Source organism: Burkholderia sp. RF7-non_BP4 (assembly GCF_001521935.1).
GTDB lineage: Bacteria > Pseudomonadota > Gammaproteobacteria > Burkholderiales > Burkholderiaceae > Burkholderia > Burkholderia diffusa.
Genome location: NZ_LOTA01000077.1, coordinates 63,868 through 79,364, shown reverse-complemented (window position 1 = coordinate 79,364; position 15,497 = coordinate 63,868). Strand labels below are relative to the sequence as shown.

14 protein-coding genes and 1 pseudogene are annotated in these 15,497 nt (G+C 67.8%); 3 read left to right on the top strand and 12 right to left on the bottom strand.

All coding sequences use genetic code 11. The annotated features are described in order from the left end of the window. Nucleotides 1-11: 11 nt before the first annotated feature. A complete protein-coding gene (locus WS49_RS23895) occupies nt 12-1,319 on the top strand; it encodes an Nramp family divalent metal transporter (protein ID WP_059533930.1) in 1,308 nt (435 codons plus the stop codon). 74 nt (nt 1,320-1,393) lie between these two features. On the opposite strand, the gene WS49_RS23890 is transcribed toward WS49_RS23895, so the two are convergent. From WS49_RS23890 to WS49_RS23875, 4 genes are all read right to left on the bottom strand, one after another. Continuing rightward, entirely contained in the window at nt 1,394-2,983 is a 1,590-nt protein-coding gene (locus tag WS49_RS23890) for an ABC transporter substrate-binding protein (RefSeq protein WP_059533928.1), read from the bottom strand. A gap of 138 nt (nt 2,984-3,121) precedes the next feature. Then, on the bottom strand, nt 3,122-3,454 hold the full coding sequence (locus WS49_RS23885) for a hypothetical protein (protein ID WP_059533926.1): 333 nt from the start codon (nt 3,452-3,454) through the stop codon (nt 3,122-3,124). Between the two features lie 247 nt (nt 3,455-3,701). Then, nucleotides 3,702-4,031 (bottom strand): hypothetical protein, encoded by a 330-nt coding sequence (locus WS49_RS23880; RefSeq protein WP_059533924.1) that lies wholly within the window; start codon nt 4,029-4,031, stop codon nt 3,702-3,704. Nucleotides 4,032-4,255: 224 nt separating this feature from the next. Next, nucleotides 4,256-6,580 (bottom strand): FdhF/YdeP family oxidoreductase, encoded by a 2,325-nt coding sequence (locus WS49_RS23875; protein ID WP_059533922.1) that lies wholly within the window; start codon nt 6,578-6,580, stop codon nt 4,256-4,258. A gap of 152 nt (nt 6,581-6,732) precedes the next feature. Between WS49_RS23875 and WS49_RS23870 the strand changes: the two genes are divergently transcribed. Continuing rightward, the gene (locus WS49_RS23870; RefSeq protein WP_059533920.1) at nt 6,733-8,154 is read left to right on the top strand and encodes an aminotransferase-like domain-containing protein; all 1,422 of its coding nucleotides are present in this window, start codon (nt 6,733-6,735) and stop codon (nt 8,152-8,154) included. Between the two features lie 67 nt (nt 8,155-8,221). Here the strand turns inward: WS49_RS23870 and WS49_RS23865 are convergent, their stop codons facing one another. The 8 genes and pseudogenes from WS49_RS23865 to WS49_RS23830 all read right to left on the bottom strand — a co-directional run bounded on the left by WS49_RS23865 (nt 8,222) and on the right by WS49_RS23830 (nt 14,476). Then, nucleotides 8,222-9,463: a mechanosensitive ion channel family protein gene (locus WS49_RS23865; protein WP_059533918.1), complete on the bottom strand. Its 1,242-nt coding sequence runs from the start codon at nt 9,461-9,463 to the stop codon at nt 8,222-8,224. A 255-nt stretch (nt 9,464-9,718) separates the two neighbouring features. Next, nucleotides 9,719-10,054 (bottom strand): annotated as a pseudogene (locus WS49_RS23860) (LysR family transcriptional regulator); the annotation flags it as partial. Nucleotides 10,055-10,060: 6 nt separating this feature from the next. Next, nucleotides 10,061-11,515, bottom strand: coding sequence for a DHA2 family efflux MFS transporter permease subunit (locus WS49_RS23855; protein ID WP_059533914.1), 1,455 nt, complete (start codon nt 11,513-11,515; stop codon nt 10,061-10,063). Continuing rightward, complete coding sequence (locus WS49_RS23850; RefSeq protein ID WP_059533912.1) at nt 11,512-12,075, bottom strand: isochorismatase family protein; 564 nt, start codon at nt 12,073-12,075, stop codon at nt 11,512-11,514. The genes WS49_RS23855 and WS49_RS23850 overlap by 4 nt, the downstream gene beginning before the upstream one ends. Nucleotides 12,076-12,142: 67 nt before the next feature. Next, nucleotides 12,143-12,598 carry a MarR family winged helix-turn-helix transcriptional regulator gene (locus tag WS49_RS23845; RefSeq protein WP_059533911.1) on the bottom strand — a complete coding sequence of 152 codons (456 nt, stop codon included), beginning with the start codon at nt 12,596-12,598 and terminating at the stop codon, nt 12,143-12,145. 93 nt (nt 12,599-12,691) lie between these two features. Next, nucleotides 12,692-12,928: a DUF7661 family protein gene (locus tag WS49_RS23840; RefSeq protein ID WP_059533907.1), complete on the bottom strand. Its 237-nt coding sequence runs from the start codon at nt 12,926-12,928 to the stop codon at nt 12,692-12,694. Between the two features lie 46 nt (nt 12,929-12,974). Continuing rightward, nucleotides 12,975-14,042: a serine hydrolase gene (locus WS49_RS23835; protein ID WP_059533905.1), complete on the bottom strand. Its 1,068-nt coding sequence runs from the start codon at nt 14,040-14,042 to the stop codon at nt 12,975-12,977. Nucleotides 14,043-14,239: 197 nt separating this feature from the next. Continuing rightward, nucleotides 14,240-14,476 carry a hypothetical protein gene (locus WS49_RS23830; RefSeq protein ID WP_059533903.1) on the bottom strand — a complete coding sequence of 79 codons (237 nt, stop codon included), beginning with the start codon at nt 14,474-14,476 and terminating at the stop codon, nt 14,240-14,242. A gap of 93 nt (nt 14,477-14,569) precedes the next feature. On the opposite strand from WS49_RS23830, the gene WS49_RS23825 reads away from it, so the two are divergent. Beyond that, a complete protein-coding gene (locus WS49_RS23825; protein ID WP_059533901.1) occupies nt 14,570-15,445 on the top strand; it encodes a LysR family transcriptional regulator in 876 nt (291 codons plus the stop codon). Nucleotides 15,446-15,497: the final 52 nt, after the last annotated feature.

Genomic DNA, 15,497 nt, shown 5'->3' with positions numbered 1-15,497 from the left:
GGAACCCGACCATGATTCCCGTCCCGAGCAAATCCCCCGGCGGTCTCGCGCTGTCCGGCCTGTCCACCGAGCGTAGCGACGGCGCGGCGCGCGCCGCGCTGGAAGGGCGCCGCACCGGCATCGCCGCGCTGCTGCCGTTCGTCGGCCCAGCCGTGATCGCGTCGATCGGCTACATGGATCCCGGCAACTTTGCGACCAACATCCAGGCCGGCGCCGCGTACGGCTACCGGCTTCTGTGGGTAGTCCTTGCCGCGAATGCGATTGCGATGCTGTTCCAGGCGATGTCGGCGAAGCTCGGCATCGTGACCGGCCGAAACCTGGCGCAGCTGTGCCGCGACCATTTCCTCGTGCCGCTGGTGTGGGGCATGTGGATTGCGTCCGAGATCGCCGCGATGGCGACCGATCTTGCCGAGTTTCTCGGCGGTGCGCTCGCGTTCGGACTGCTGTGTCACCTGTCGCTGTTCGCGGGGATGACCGCGACGGCGCTCGCGACCTTCGCGATCCTCGCGCTCGAGAAGCGCGGCTTCCGGCCGTTGGAAGCCGCGATCGCAGCATTGGTCGGCGTGATCGGCGCATGCTATCTCGGTGAACTTCTGATTGCGCCGCAGGACTGGCACGCGGCTGCATTCCATCTGGTTGTCCCGCAGATTCCCGATCATGCGGCGCTGACGATCGCGGTCGGGATCATCGGCGCGACGATCATGCCGCACACGCTGTATCTGCATTCGGGCCTCACGCAGGATCGCAACGCAACGCGCGATGAAAGCGAGCGGCGCCGGCTCATGGGATTCTCGAACCGCGAGGTCGTCGTTGCGCTGGGCCTCGCCGGGTTCGTGAACATTGCGATGGTGATGATGGCGTCGTCGGCATTCCATGCGAGCGCGCCGGGAACGGCCGACATCGGCGCTGCCTATCACACGCTGATCCCCGTGCTCGGACCAGCGGCCGGCGTGCTGTTTCTCGTCGCGTTGCTCACGTCGGGCGTGTCCAGCTCGGTCGTCGGCACGATGGCGGGCCAGGTCGTGATGCAAGGATTCATCCGACGCCGTCTGTCGGTCTGGGTACGGCGAGTGGTGACGATCGCGCCCGCGTTCGTGGTGGTCGCGTGCGGGTGTGACGTCACGCGCGCGATGGTCGCCAGCCAGGTGGTGCTGAGCTTCGTCCTGCCGATGCCGATGATCGCGCTGCTCGTTCTGTCGGCGCGGACGGACGTGATGGGGCGCTACGCGATGCGGATGCCGCTGCGTATCGTCGCCGGCACGGCCACCGTCGTGATCGTCGGGCTGAACGCGTATCTCGTATGGGCCGCGTTCAATTGAACAGCGGGTGTGGCGCAGGTGGGACGACACCGCCCGCGGCAAGCCGGAGCGGCCGCGCGGGCAGCGTCGCGAACTTACTTTTTCAGCGTACGGTACGACACCAGATCGTTGATCGGTCCGATCTCCGGCCCGGTCGTGCCGGGGCGCGTCGCGACCTGCACGACCTTCTCGAACATGATGATGAACGGCGAGTTCGCGAGCACGGCCTTCTGCAGCGCCTCGTAACGCTGTGCGCGCTTCGCGGGCGACGGCTCGACGAGCGCGGCCTCGGTGTCCTTCGTCAGTTGCGGGATGTCCCAGCTGTTGCGCCATGCGAGCATCTTCGTCTTCGACTGGTCGGAATTGTCGGGATTCCAGGCGAAGCCGCGCGCGTTGCTGTTCGGGTCCATGTAGTCGGGCGACCATTCGCCGATGAAGATGTCGTGCTGGCGCGCGCGGTACTTGCCGATCGCCTGCTTCGCATCGCCCGGGATCAGCTTCACGCGGATGCCGCCCTGCGCGAAGTTCGCCTGCAGTGCCTGTGCGATCTCGAGGTACGGATAATCGTTCGGCATGTCCATCGTCACGTCGAAGCCGTTCGGCAAGCCGGCCTTCGCGAGCAGCGCCTTCGCCTTCGCGACGTTGAGCTTGTACGGATTCGAATTCAGCGTGCCGAGGAAGCCTTCGGGCAGGAAGGTCTCGTGCACTTTGTACGTCGTGCTGACGATGTTGCGCTGGATGCCGTCGTAGTCGACCAGCCACTTCATCGCCTGTTGCACGTCGGGCTTCGCGAGATTCGGGTTCTTCGTATTCAGGCTCAGGTACAGCAGCGCGGACACCGGCCACGACGCGACCTTGATCTTGCCGGCCTTGGTCAGCGAGGCGAGGCTGTCGGGGCTCAGGTTGCGCGCGGCGTCGACGTCGCCGTTTTCCAGCAGCAACCGCTGCGCGGAGGCCTCGGGCACGTGGCGCAGCACGACGCGCTTCATCGGGTACGGCGCGCGGTACTTGTCGAAACGCTGCAGCACGATGCTTTCGTTCGGCGTCCACTTGACGAGCTGGTACGGGCCCGAGCCCGCGTCGTTGGTCTTCAGCCAGGCGCTGCCGAAATCGCTGCCCTGCTGATGCGACATCAGCAGTTTCTTGTCGAGCACCGACGCCGGACACGCGCTCAGCACGTTGAGCACGAAGCTCGGCGCGTACTTGTGGTCGGTTTCGAGCACGAAGGTCTGCGGGTCGACCGCGCGCACCTTCTGCATCACGTTCGCCTTCGTGAGGCCGAGATCGGCGAGCACGCCGGCCGGGCCCTTGTCGAGCAGGATGGTGCGCTGCAGCGACCACGCGACGTCGTCGGCGGTGACCGGGTTGCCGGAGTGGAACGTGAGGCCGGGGCGCAGCTTGAACGTGTAGGTGACGCCGTCGGCGCCGACCGACCAGGATTGCGCGATCTGCCCGTCGAAGCGCGTCGGGTCCTTTAGGTCGACCCGCACGAGCCGTTCGTAGGTGTTCGCGACGTACTCGGACGGCACGAGCTCGTAGATTTCGCTCGGGTCGAGAGTCGTGAATTCGCCGAGCTGGGTGGCGACGACGAAGATGCCGGGCGGCGTCGCGGCCTGCGCCGGCAGCGCCGGAACAAGCGCGACGAGCGCGGCGCTGACGAACAGCCGGGACAGCAGGTGCTTCATGCGGGCTCCGTGGAAAGGGAATCGTGGTGCGATTCTCTCATCGACGGCGGCCCGGATGAAAAAATTCGACGGGCGCGCACGACGGCGCCCGGATGGTGCGGCTTGCGGGCCGGGCGGGGTGCCCGGCCCCGGCGGCGGTCAGATCACGCAGCGCGCGATCGCGAAGCGCATCGCTTCCTCGGCCGGCTCGCTGCCCGAGCCGCGCACGACCTTGACGACCGACCCGTTACCCGACGGCGTGAGCGTGACGAAGTACGAGCGCGACCCGACGGTGATGTCGGTCACGCCGTTGTGCTGCGACTGCTCGGTGCCGGACAGGCGGCTGTCGAGGCAGTTGGCGATCGCGTGGGCCGGGCGCGCGGACGACACGTAGATCATCGGCGCCGGGCCGGACGCGGCCGAATCGGACGAGGGCGCCGAGCCGCAGGCGGCGAGCAGGGCGGCGGGAAGGAGCAGCAGGAATCGTTTCATGATCGGGATCGTCGTGTGTCTCGTGTCGAGGCTGGGGCGCGGGGTACGCGAAACGCGGAGCTTCGCGACGAAACCGCCGGAATCGTGCCGTTCTTGACGGTCGATGCGGGTGGCGGCTGACGTCGGAGTATACCCGCGGCATTTGACGCGAACGGCCTGCTGAAACGATTCGATACAACAACAAGCGCCCGCTGTCGCACGGCGGCAGCGGGCGTTTCAAGCGATGGCGAATCGACGCTTGCCGGCGTTACTGGCCGATCTTGTGGCTGACCGCGTTTTCCTGCTGGTTCAGCACGTGCTTTTCGCTCTGCGTTATGTGGCCGTGATCCTGCGCGGCCATGTCCCGCTCTTCCTGGCGGCTCTTGCGGTCGTCGCGGTGCAGGCGCGCGGCCTGGGCGTGCGACATCTCGCCTTCCTTCACTTCGTGATGGATCCGGCGATTCTGGTTGGCGAGACGCTGGTTGACCTCTTCGCGGCGCGGATGCGCTTGCTGCCACGGCGTTTCGGCGAACGCGGTGCCGGTCAGTACCGACATCAGGGTGGCGGCGATCGCGAGATGGCGGGTAAGGGCTCGCATGACGTTTTCTCCTGTCGTTGCGCGTCACGAAACGTGCGCGCTTGTCGAAAAAACGCTGAGCGGGCCCCGGCTGTTGACGTTTCCGGCTGTATCGATTGCAAGTCTTTATTACGGCGTCGATGCGATGCGCACGCCGCCGCTCGCCATCGACACGAGATCGTCGAGGCGCGCGTCGAGCATCCGCAGCCAGTGCTCGCGCGGCCGAACGATCATAGCCGCCTCCGTCAGGCAGCGGCCGACGCCGGCACGGCCGCGCGATGCAGCAGCACGGGCACCGACTTCGACGTCGGCGTGTTGCACACGTCGCCGACGCTGTCGAGCGGCACCAGCGGGTTCGTTTCCGGGTAGTACGCGCCGATGCAGCCGCGCGGGATGTCGTATTCGACGAGCAGGAAACCGTCCGCGCGCCGCTCGATGCCGTCGTGCCACACGGTTTCCATGTCAACCCATTCGCCCGCCTTCAGGCCGAGCATCGCGAGGTCGTCGCGGTTGACGAAGACCACGCGGCGCTGGCCGAACACGCCGCGATAGCGGTCGTCGAGCCCGTAGACGGTCGTGTTGTACTGGTCGTGCGAACGCGTCGTCATCAGCGTCATCAGGCGCTCGCCGTGCAGCGCGCGGGCGCGCTGGATCGGCGTGTCGGTCGGCAGCGCGTGCGCGATGAAGTTCGCCTTGCCCGTCGGCGTCAGCCATTCGCGGTCGCGCGACGCGACGCGCAGGTGGAAGCCGCCCGGCCGCGCGATGCGCGTGTTGTAGTCGTAGAAGCCGTCGACGGTTGCCTCGATCGCGTCGCGGATCTTCGCGTAGTCGTTCTTGTACGCGAGCCAGTCGATCTCGCCGCTGCCGAACAGCGCATGGCCGATGTGCGCGACGATCGCGGGCTCCGACATCAGGTTCGGCGACGCCGGCTTGTTCATCCCGTACGACACGTGGACCATGCTCATCGAATCCTCGACCGTCACGCCCTGCGCGACGTTGTCCTGCAGGTCGATCTCGGTGCGGCCGAGCGTCGGCAGGATCAGCGCATCGCGGCCGTGGATCAGGTGGCTGCGGTTCAGCTTCGTCGTGATGTGCACGGAGAGATCGCAGCGGCGCATGCCTTCCCACGTGCGCGGCGTGTCGGGCGTCGCCATCGCGAAGTTGCCGCCGAGACCGATCAGCACTTTCACGTGGCCTTCGAGCATGCCTTCGATGGTTTCGACGACGTCGTAGCCGTGCTCGCGCGGCGGCTCGAAGCCGAACACGCGGCCGAGCCGGTCGAGGAACGCCTGCGACGGTTTTTCCTCGATACCGACCGTGCGGTTGCCCTGCACGTTCGAGTGGCCGCGCACCGGGCACAGGCCCGCACCGGGGCGGCCGATGTTGCCGCGCATCAGCATCAGGTTCGTCAGCATCTGCACGGTCGCGACCGAATGCTTGTGCTGCGTGATGCCCATCCCCCAGGTCGCGATCACGCGCTCGCTGTGTGCATAGCGTTGCGCGAGGCCGTCGATCTGCTCGTACGACACGCCGCTTTCGGCCGTCAGCGCGGACCAGCTTTCGTGGCGCAGATCGTCGGCGAACGCATCGAAGCCGGCCGTGTGCTCGCCGATGAACGCCGTGTCGAGCACGCGCGGCGCACCGGTGGCGCGCGCGGCATCGTCGAGTTCGAGCACGCGCTTCGCCATTCCCTTGATCAGCGCGAAATCGCCGCCGATCGTCGGCTGGATGAAGGTCGACGCGATGTTGGTGCCCGACATCGTCAGCATCTCGAGCGGGCTTTGCGGATCGGCGAAGCGCTCGAGCCCGCGTTCCTTCAGCGGGTTGATCGACACGATCGTCGCGCCGCGCTTCGCGCATTCGCGCAGCTCGCCCATCATCCGCGGATGGTTGGTCGCCGGATTCTGGCCGAAGATCAGCAGCATGTCCGCGTGCTCGAAATCGTCGAGCGTGACGGTGCCCTTGCCGACGCCGACCGACGCCGGCAGCCCGCGGCTCGTCGCCTCGTGGCACATGTTCGAGCAGTCGGGGAAATTGTTCGTGCCGTAGCGCCGCACCAGCAGCTGATACAGGAACGCCGCCTCGTTGCTCGCGCGGCCGGACGTGTAGAACGCCGCCTGGTTCGGGTCCGGCAGCGCGCGCAGGTGGCGTGCGATCAGCTCGAACGCGTCGTCCCACGCGATCGGCACGTAGCGGTCGGTCCGCGCGTCGTACACCATCGGGTCGGTCAGGCGGCCGTGCTGTTCGAGTTCGAAATCCGTCTGCTCGAGCAGCTCGGCGACGGTGTGCGCGGCGAAGAATTCGGGCGTCACGCGCTTGCTCGTCGCCTCGGCGGCCACGGCTTTCACGCCGTTCTCGCAGAATTCGAACGTCGACGCATGCTGGCGGTCGGGCCACGCGCAGCCCGGGCAGTCGAAGCCGTCCGGCTGGTTCTGGCGCAGCAGCGTGCGGTAGTTGCCGCCGCTGACCTTTTCCTTGATCAGGTTGATCGTGACGGCTTTCAGCGCGCCCCAGCCGGCGGCCGGGTGGGTGTAAGGTTCGATGCGCGCGGCGGCGGATTTCTTTTTCATGATGCGTGTGTCGGGGTCGATGCACGGAGAGTACGCGCGGTGCGGCGGCCGCTGTGTGTACACCTTTCATCTTCAAAAAAGAGTACAGTTCCGGCCAGTCAGGTGGTGGCAACCGCAACTGTGTTGTTGAAGGGTTGTTGAAAGGGAGGCGCGTGAAGCGTTACGAACAACTGGCCGACGATCTGCAGGCGCAGATCGAGCGCGGCGTGTACCGGCCCGGCGAGCGGATTCCGTCGGTGCGCCAGGCGAGCCGGCAGCAGCAGCTCAGCGTCACGACCGTGCTGCGTGCGTATCTCGTGCTCGAGAGCCGTGGGCTGATCGAGAGCCGGCCGCAGTCGGGCTACTTCGTGCGGGCGCGGGCCACGGCGCCGGCACAGGCCGAGCTGCACGTGTCGGCGCCGACCGCCGAACCGTCGGCGGTGGACGTGAGTCGGCTCGTGCTGTCGACGCTGCGCTCGATCGCGCGCGACGACGCGGTGCCGCTCGGTTCGCCGTATCCCGATGCGTCGCAGTTCCCGGTGCAGCGTCTCGCGCGCTACGCACAGGCGATCGGCCGGCGCCGCACGCGCTGGGGCGTGATCGACGACCTGCCGCCCGGCAACCAGGAGCTCATCCGCCAGATCGCGCGGCGCTACGCGGAGCGCGGGATCCCGGTCGAGCCGGGCGAGATCGTGGTGACGATCGGCGCGACGGAGGCGATCAACCTGTGCCTGCAGGCCGTTGCAAAGCCCGGCGACACGATCGCAGTGGAGTCGCCGACGTTCTACGCGATGCTGCATGCGATCGAGCGGATGGGCATGCGCGCGCTCGAGGTGGCGACCCATCCGGGCGACGGCATCGATCTCGACGCGCTCGAACGGATTCTCGCGCGCGAGCGCATCGCCGCATGCATGGTGATGCCCAATTTCCACAATCCGCTCGGCTTCCAGATGCCCGATGCGCGCAAGCGCGCGCTCGTCGAGCTGCTCGCGAAGCATGACGTGCCCGCAATCGAGAGCGACGTCTATCACGAGCTGCATTACGGCGACACGACGCCGAGCGCGCTGAAGTCGTACGACCGCGACGGCCTCGTGCTGCATTGCGCGTCGTTCACCAAGAGCCTGTCGCCGCGCTACCGGATCGGCTGGGCGATGCCCGGCCGCTACCGCGACCAGGTCGAGAAGCTGAAATTCCTGAACACACTCGCGACGCCCGCGATCGAGCAACTCGCGATCGCCGAATACCTGAAGCACGACGGCTACGATTTCCACCTGCGGCGGATGCGCAAGCAGTATGCGCAGCAGGCGAGCCTGATGAGCGCGATGGTGCGGCGCTTCTTCCCGGAAGGCACGCGATTGTCGCAGCCGCAGGGCGGGTACGTGCTGTGGGTCGAGCTGCCGCCGCAGGTCGACGCGATGAAGCTGTATGCGCGCGCGCTCGCGCAGGGGATCACGATCGGGCCCGGCCACATGTTCTCGGCGACCGCCGACTACCGGCACTTCATCCGACTCAACTACAGCTATCCGTGGTCGCGGCAGATCGAGGACGCGTTGAAGGTGGTGGGGCGGCTCGCGGCCGAGTGCGCGGGGCGGTGAGCGGCGCCACGCGCGCCGCGATGCCGCGTTGCCGGCGGCGACCCGTTGCAGGCCGCCGCGGCGAGCCCTAGCGCGCGTGCGGCGCCGACAGTTCGGCTTGCGCCGCGCCGGCCATCCGGCGCATGTCGAAGCCCGACGGATGCTGGTACACGCGCAGCCCGAACTCGGGCAGCACCGCGATCAGGTGATCGAACAGATCGGACTGGATCGCCTCGTAGTCGACCCAGGTCGTCGTGTCGGTGAAGCAGTACAGTTCGAGCGGAATGCCCTCGGCCGTCAGCGGCAGCTGGCGCGCCATGCACGTCATGTCGCGGCGGATCCGCGGATGGCCTTTCAGATAGTTCGCGACGTACGCGCGGAACGTGCCGAGATTCGTCAGCTGGCGGCGGTTCGCCTGGCATTCGCCGGCCGCGCCGAGCGTGCCGTTCCATTGCGCGATCGCGTCGACCTTGTCTTCGAGGTAATCCTTCAAGAGCGTCAGGCGTTCGAGCCGTTCGATCTCGTCGTTGCCGAGAAAGCGCACGCTCGTCGCGTCGACGAACAGCGCGCGCTTGATGCGGCGCCCGCCGGCCTCGGTCATCCCGCGCCAGTTCTGGTAGCTCTCGGTGATCAGCTTCCAGGTCGGCACCGTGATGATCGTGTGATCGAAGTTCGCGACCTTGACCGTGTTCAGCGTGATGTCGATGACGGTGCCGTCCGCGCCGGCCGATGGCATCGTGATCCAGTCGCCGATCCGCAGCATGTCGTTCGACGACAGTTGCACACCGGCGACGAGGCCGAGCAGCGTGTCCTTGAAGATCAGCATCAGCACCGCCGACATCGCGCCGATGCCCGACAGCAGCAGGCCGATCTGCTTGCCGGTCGCGTCGCCGATCACGACGAGCGCGGCCGTGATGAACATCACGAGCTTGACGAGCTGCATCGCGCCTTTCAGCGACAGGCGCGGCTGGTCGCGCCGGCTCGTGCGATGCGTGTGCTCGAGCGCGGACAGCGTCGCGCTGATCGTCATCGACACCAGGAACACGATCAGCGCGAACAGCACCTTGTCGGCGGCTTGCGCGGCCACGGCGGGGATGCCGGGCACCGCGCCGAGGCCGAGCTTGATCACGACGAACGGCACGATGCGGTTCAGCCACTTGAATGCGCCGAACTCGAACAGCGCGTCGTCGATGCGGGTGGCCGACAGCCGCGCAAGACGCGCGACCACGCGGAACAGCAGGAAATGGGCGGTGGCCGTGATCGCGCCGGCGGCGGCGACCAGGATGAGGATGCCGACGAGCGGCGCAAACCAGGATTCGTTCAGGGTCATAAGGTCAGGCAGGGTCCTTCTCGTGTGTTGAATCTGCGCCGCGATGCGGCGTGCGCCCGATGAAGGGCACATGTAAGGGACCGTGATTGTGCCATCGGGTTCCTGCCGGATGTCGCGCACGCATGACGTAGGGCTCCGGAACATTTTCAGCGTTACGTCGCACTGCGTCGTTTTCATGCCGCGCAGCACGTTGCGCGTGTGCCATGCAGTGCCCGCGCGGGGCATGTGTCGCATGGCGGCGAGCGGGGAGGACGGCTAGGCGGCCGCGCGTACGCGCGCGAAGCCGTTGCGCAGGTGGCGGGCCAGTTCGGCCCCCGCCGGCGTGTGCTGGCCGCGCGGCAGATGGAGGTTGATCGCGAAGTTCGGCAGCGTGGGCAGGCCGCTGTCGGCAGGCAGGATGTCGAGATCGGCCGGCACGGTGGACGCGAGCCAGACGGTCACCGCGAGATCGGCGCGCACGGTCGCGGCCGTCGCGTCGATGCTGCCGTTCTCGAACACCGTGCGCCATGCGCGGTCGCAGGCACGCAATGCGTCGAGCACGGTCGGGCGGAACGCGCAGGTCCGGTCGACCATCGACACGGGCAGCGGCGTCTGCATTCAGCGCGAACCGGCCCGCGCGGCCCCCGCCGGTCGCCCGCCCGCGCCACTCGACCATCGCGGCAGCCGCAGCGTCGTCAAGAAGCTCGCCGCATGCAGTGTGCAAAGCATGCCGAACGCCCACGCGTAGGCGGCCCCGTGCGTGCCGCCCGTCGACGCGGATTCGGCCTGCAGCCGCCACGCGAGAAACAGCGTGCACATCGTCGTGAACGTCGGGCCGCCGAGGCGCTGGACGATATTGAGCGACGTCGTCGCCATCGGCAGGTTGCGCCGCTCGACCGACGCATACGCGGCGGAAATCGACGGTGCGCCGATCGCGCTCTGCCCCATTCCGCGCAGAAACAGCGCGGGCACCAGCACGTAGGGATCGTAGCCGGCCAGCGCCAGATACACGAACGGCAGCGTCGCGGCGAGCGCGAGCAGCGCGCCGGCGGCGGCCAGCCGTCGCACGCCGAACCGGCTGGTCAGCGCGCCCATCGACGGATAGGTGACGAGCATGCCGAGCCCGAGCGGCGCCAGCAGCCAGCCCATCTCGCCGGGCGAGCGGCCGCACGCTTCGATCAGGAACACCGGAATCAGCATTTGGCCCGCGTAGATCGCGCCGTTCGACAGGAACTGCGTGGCAGCGGCCGCGCCGAATACGCGCGAACGAAACAGCGCGAGATCGATCAGCGCATGCTCGCCTTTGCGCCGCTCGACGCGCAGGAACGCGGCGAGCAGCAGCACCGACCCCATGATCGCGGCGATGCCGGGCATCGCGTCGATGCGCTCGGCGCCATACAGGAACAGCACGAGCGCCGGTGACAGCAGTGCGAGGCCGACCCAGTCGAGTTCGCGCCGCTGCGTTTCGTCGCGGTCGCCGGGCAGGAACCGCACGGCCAGCGCAAGCGCCAGTGCACCGACCGGCAGATTCACGAGAAACAGCCAGCGCCACGCGGCGTGCTGCAGGATCGCACCGGCGACGACCGGCCCGAGGATCGGCGCGATCAGCACGGGCACCGCCGCATAACCGATCACGCGTGCCATCTGCTGGCCGGCCACGCGCGCGATCATCATCTGCGCCATCGGTGCGAGCAGCCCGCCGCTGACGCCCTGCAGCACGCGGAACGCGATCAGCGACGGCGCGGACCACGCGAGCCCGCACAGCGCCGACGTCAACGTGAACGCGGAGAAACACCACAGGTACAGCGCCTTCGCGCCGATGCGGTCGACCAGCCAGCCGTTCAGCGGCAACACCAGCGTGAGGGCGAGCAGGTAGCCGCTCGTCACCCACTGGATCGTCGACAGGCTTGCGTGCAGATCGGTCGCGAGGCTCGCCAGCGATACGTTGACGATCGTCGCGTCGAGTTGCGACAGCAGCGAGCCGAGCGTCGCGACGGCGCTGACTTTCCAGATCGACGGATCGAGCCGGCCGGCCGCATGGCCCGGCGCCGGCTGAGCGCGTTTGTCGCTCACGCGCCGCGCCGGTCGAGCAGCGCGAGGATTGCTTGCGTCGGACCCGTCTCGCCCAGGCGCGGGAACAGCCGTTCGACGCTGTTCGTATGCGCGTCGGCGTTGAGGTCGGTCATCGCGTCGACCGCGAGCGTCACGTTGTAGCCGAGTTCGTGCGCCTGGCGGGCCGTCGATTCGACGCCGATGCTCGTCGCGATGCCGGCCAGCACGATCTGCGTGACGCCGGCGGCTTTCAGGTGCGCGTCGAGACCGGTGCCGGTAAACGCACCCCAGGTCTTCTTCGTCACGAGATGGTCGCTTGGCTGGCGGTTCAGTTCGGGCAGAAGATCGGTCCAGTCGGCGGGAAGGGCATCCAGACGCACCTGCTGCTGCGTGCGGCCCGGCGCGCTGCCGGCGACGTTGACGAGCACGACCGGCAGGCCGCGACTACGGAAGGCGTCGAGCAGCGCGCGCGTGCGCTCGATCACCGGTGCGACCGGGTGGGCGGTGGGCAGCGCGACGATGCCCTTCTGCAGGTCGATGACGACGAGTGCCGTTTGCGTGTCGAGACGGGTCGTGCTCATGGCGTAATGCTCCGTGAAGTGGGCGAAGGAAAGCGTGCGCGCGGATGCCGCGCGGCACGCACGCGGGTCATTGCTCGCCGATGCGCCGGATCAGCGGAATCGCGGCGGCGAGCGTGCGGATGTCTTCGGGGGCGAGCTTCTCGATCGCGGCACCGAGCCACTTGTGCTTCGCGGTGTCGCGCTTGCGACGCGCCGCGAGGCCGGCCGCGGTCAGCATGAAGAGGATCTGGCGGCCGTCGGTCGGATGAGGCTCGCGTTCGACGAGCCCGTCTTCCTCGAGGCTCGCGAGAATCGCCTTCATCGACTGCGGCTTCATCGCCTCGGCGCGGGCGAGATCGGCGGTGGTCATCGGGCCTTGTCGTTCGAGCCGTGCGAGCGCGCTCGTCTGCGACATGCCGAGCCCTTCGGATTCGATCTCGGAACGCAGCCGGCGGATCAACTGGCCGACCGCGAGGGTCAGATCGGCGGCGACGGTATCGGCGGAAACGCCGGGTGTGCGTGGCGGTGTCATGCGGCGAATCATAGAACACGACAGTTTAACTTGCAAGTTTAGCTGTCGAATTTGGCGTGCGTGCGAGATGCGTGGTGTGTCGGTGCGGTGGGAGTGGGCAGCGCGTTACGCGCGGCGCGGCGACGGAATCGGCACGACGTCGTTGTACTTCGGCGATGCATTCTCGTGCAGCAGGTCGCCGAGATATTGCGCGAGTTCGTCCGCGGCGAGCGCGGACGGAATCTGCAGGTTGGCCGGCCGTCGCTTGCCGTCGGTGCCGAGATCGAACACGGTCCAGCGGCCGTTCGAACGCACGACGGCGAGCAGGCGTCCGAATGCGTTGAAACGGTATTCGTCCTGCATGGCATCGCTCCTTCGTGGATGAGCGCGCGGGCCGCGCGCGTCGTGCTTACTGGATCGAGCAGGCGAGCCAGCGATGGATCTTCAGGGCATCGCTCGACACGCCGGCGCGCGTCGGCGCGCCGAGCAGCACGACCGTTTCGCGGCGGCCCTTCATGTGCATGCGCATGACGACGCCGTGCCCCGATTCGTTGATGAAGCCGGTTTTCTGCAATCGGATCGGCAGGCGGCCGTGGCGGACGAGCGGATCGGAGTTCACGTAAAGCAGCTCGCCGTCGCCGGCCTGCACGGTGGTCGATGTGTCCGTCGAGAAATAGCGGATCAGCGGATCCTGCGCGGCCGCGGCGACGAGCCGCGCGAGATCCTCGGCGGTCGACACGTTGTGCGGCGAGAGGCCGGTCGGTTCGCGGAAATGCGTATGGCGCATCCCGAGCCGGCGCGCCTCGCGGTTCATCGCCTTCACGAACGCGGCACGGCCGCCCGGATAGTCGCGGCTCAGCGCGGCGGCCGCGCGATTTTCCGACGACATCAGCGCGATATGGAACATTTGGCGGCGCGACAGTTCGGCGCCGATCGGCAGCCGCGAACCGGTGAACTTGATCGTGTCGCGGTCGCGCGAGGTGACGCGCAGCACGCCGTTCAGCGGACGGTCCGCGTCGCGCGCGACGACGGCGGTCATCAGCTTCGAGATCGACGCGATCGGCCGCACCGTGCGTGCGTTGCGGGCCAGCAGCGGCGTGCCGGAGTCGACGTCGAGCACGTAGGCCGCGCGCGAGTGCAGCGAGCGTACCGCGCGCGGGCTATAGCCGCAGCTTGCGAGCAGGCGCGGCTTCGCGGCGGGGCGTGGGCGAACCGCATTCGTGCGTTTCGCGCGCCGCTGCGGTGCGGGCGCCGCGTGACGCTTGACCGCTTGATGCTTCACGCGCGGGCGGCGATGCTTGACGGCCTTGTGCTTGCGGGGAGCGGGCTTTTTCTTGACGACTTTCGCATGCGCATGCGGCGACGCGGTGCGATGCGGCTGCGCGGACGCGTTCGTCGCGAACGCGAGTGTCAGGAACGAGAGGGCGATGATCAGGGTGGTCCGGGCGCGAGGCAGGCGCGCGATGAGGCCGGTCAAGCGAAAGTCTCCTTTTCTCGCGCGTTGCGGCGGCGCGAAATGTGTGGGCGGTCAGCGGGTGCGGGAAATTATAAGGTCGATCGCGTGGCGATGACGATGGATGTGCGCGCAATGATGCGTGATGCGCGCGGATTCCTGCGGTTTTTTTGCGGAGGATCGAACGCCTGCGTTCGGCGGCGGGCGCCTGGCGTCGCGATTCAACGCGGCCAGTTCCGCCGCGACACGACCGCGAAGCTGATCGCGATCGAACCGGTGACGGCACGTGGCGGCACGTCGTCCAGCGCATCGCCGAAGTGCAAGCGGCGGCTGCGGCCGTCGGCGCGTGCGGTGCGACGCTCGGGCGCCGGCGCGTCGGGCCCGGCATCGCTTGCGCCGGCGACGACCGTGTCGGACGACGCGTCGGTCAGGCACTCGGCCGCGTGATCGAAAGGCATGGTGGGTAACTCCGAAAGGGACGTTTCCGTATTGAACGTCACGCCATTCGATCAGTAAAATGAATGTTTCGATCGATACGATTCCTTTGAAGAATGGAATTGAAACTGCTGCGCACTTTCCTGACGGTCACCGAACTCAGCCATTTCAGCCGTGCGGCCGACACGCTGCACATGAGCCAGCCGGCGCTGAGCAAGCAGATCGGCGCGCTCGAGGCGAGCCTCGGCGGCAAGCTGTTCGAGCGTGGGCGGCACGGCGCGGAGCTGACGCCGTTCGGTGAACGCTTCCTGCCCGACGCGCAGGCGCTCGTGCGCGATGCCGACGAGATTCTCGCGCGTGCACGGGAGGCGACGAGCGGGCAACGCGGGCATTTGCGGCTCGGCATCTGCCTGTCCGTGCTGACGCTCGTGCCGAAACTCGTCGCGGAATTCCGGCGCCGCAATCCGGGCATCGCGGTCACGCTGAGCGACCTGTCGTCGTCCGAGCAAACTCGTCGGCTCCGCGCGGGCAAGCTCGACGCGGGGTTCCTGCGTTTGCCGTCGGATGACGGATTGTCGTCGTTCAAGGTGATCGACGAGGGGCTGGCGCTCGCGGTGCCGCCGCACCTCGGCTTCAAGCGCGTGCCGGCCGATCTCAACGTGCTCAACGAGATCGGCTTCATCGCGCTGCAGCGCGCACGCGGCCCCGGGCTCGCCGCACAGATCGACCGGTGGTGCGTCGAGCGGCGCTTCGTACCGCAGGTCACGCAGCAGGCGGAGGACGTGCAATCGGTGCTCACGTCGGTCGCGGCCGGGGTCGGCGTCGCGTTCATTCCTTCGCGCGCGCAGTATCTGCTGCGCGACGCGACCGTATTGCCGCTCGCCGGCAGGGACGCGAAATGGCGCGTCGGGCTGGCGTGGCTGTCCGGCCGCGACGATCCCGTGACCACGCGTTTCGTGTCGTTCATGCGCGCCGCGATCAAGGGCGCGTGACCGGGCGTATAGTGTCCGCGATTGCATCCTTCCCGAATGCCGGTCCCGCGCC

Excerpts from the sequence above, each read along its gene's own strand:
- WS49_RS23830 (WP_059533903.1), bottom strand. The coding sequence starts at position 14,476 with ATGCCTTTCGATCACGCGGCCGAGTGCCTGACCGACGCGTCGTCCGAC.
- WS49_RS23880 (WP_059533924.1), bottom strand. The coding sequence starts at position 4,031 with ATGCGAGCCCTTACCCGCCATCTCGCGATCGCCGCCACCCTGATGTCG.
- WS49_RS23875 (WP_059533922.1), bottom strand. The coding sequence starts at position 6,580 with ATGAAAAAGAAATCCGCCGCCGCGCGCATCGAACCTTACACCCACCCG.
- WS49_RS23825 (WP_059533901.1), top strand. The coding sequence starts at position 14,570 with ATGGAATTGAAACTGCTGCGCACTTTCCTGACGGTCACCGAACTCAGC.
- WS49_RS23865 (WP_059533918.1), bottom strand. The coding sequence starts at position 9,463 with ATGACCCTGAACGAATCCTGGTTTGCGCCGCTCGTCGGCATCCTCATC.
- WS49_RS23895 (WP_059533930.1), top strand. The coding sequence starts at position 12 with ATGATTCCCGTCCCGAGCAAATCCCCCGGCGGTCTCGCGCTGTCCGGC.
- WS49_RS23890 (WP_059533928.1), bottom strand. The coding sequence starts at position 2,983 with ATGAAGCACCTGCTGTCCCGGCTGTTCGTCAGCGCCGCGCTCGTCGCG.
- WS49_RS23885 (WP_059533926.1), bottom strand. The coding sequence starts at position 3,454 with ATGAAACGATTCCTGCTGCTCCTTCCCGCCGCCCTGCTCGCCGCCTGC.
- WS49_RS23840 (WP_059533907.1), bottom strand. The coding sequence starts at position 12,928 with ATGCAGGACGAATACCGTTTCAACGCATTCGGACGCCTGCTCGCCGTC.
- WS49_RS23845 (WP_059533911.1), bottom strand. The coding sequence starts at position 12,598 with ATGATTCGCCGCATGACACCGCCACGCACACCCGGCGTTTCCGCCGAT.
- WS49_RS23850 (WP_059533912.1), bottom strand. The coding sequence starts at position 12,075 with ATGAGCACGACCCGTCTCGACACGCAAACGGCACTCGTCGTCATCGAC.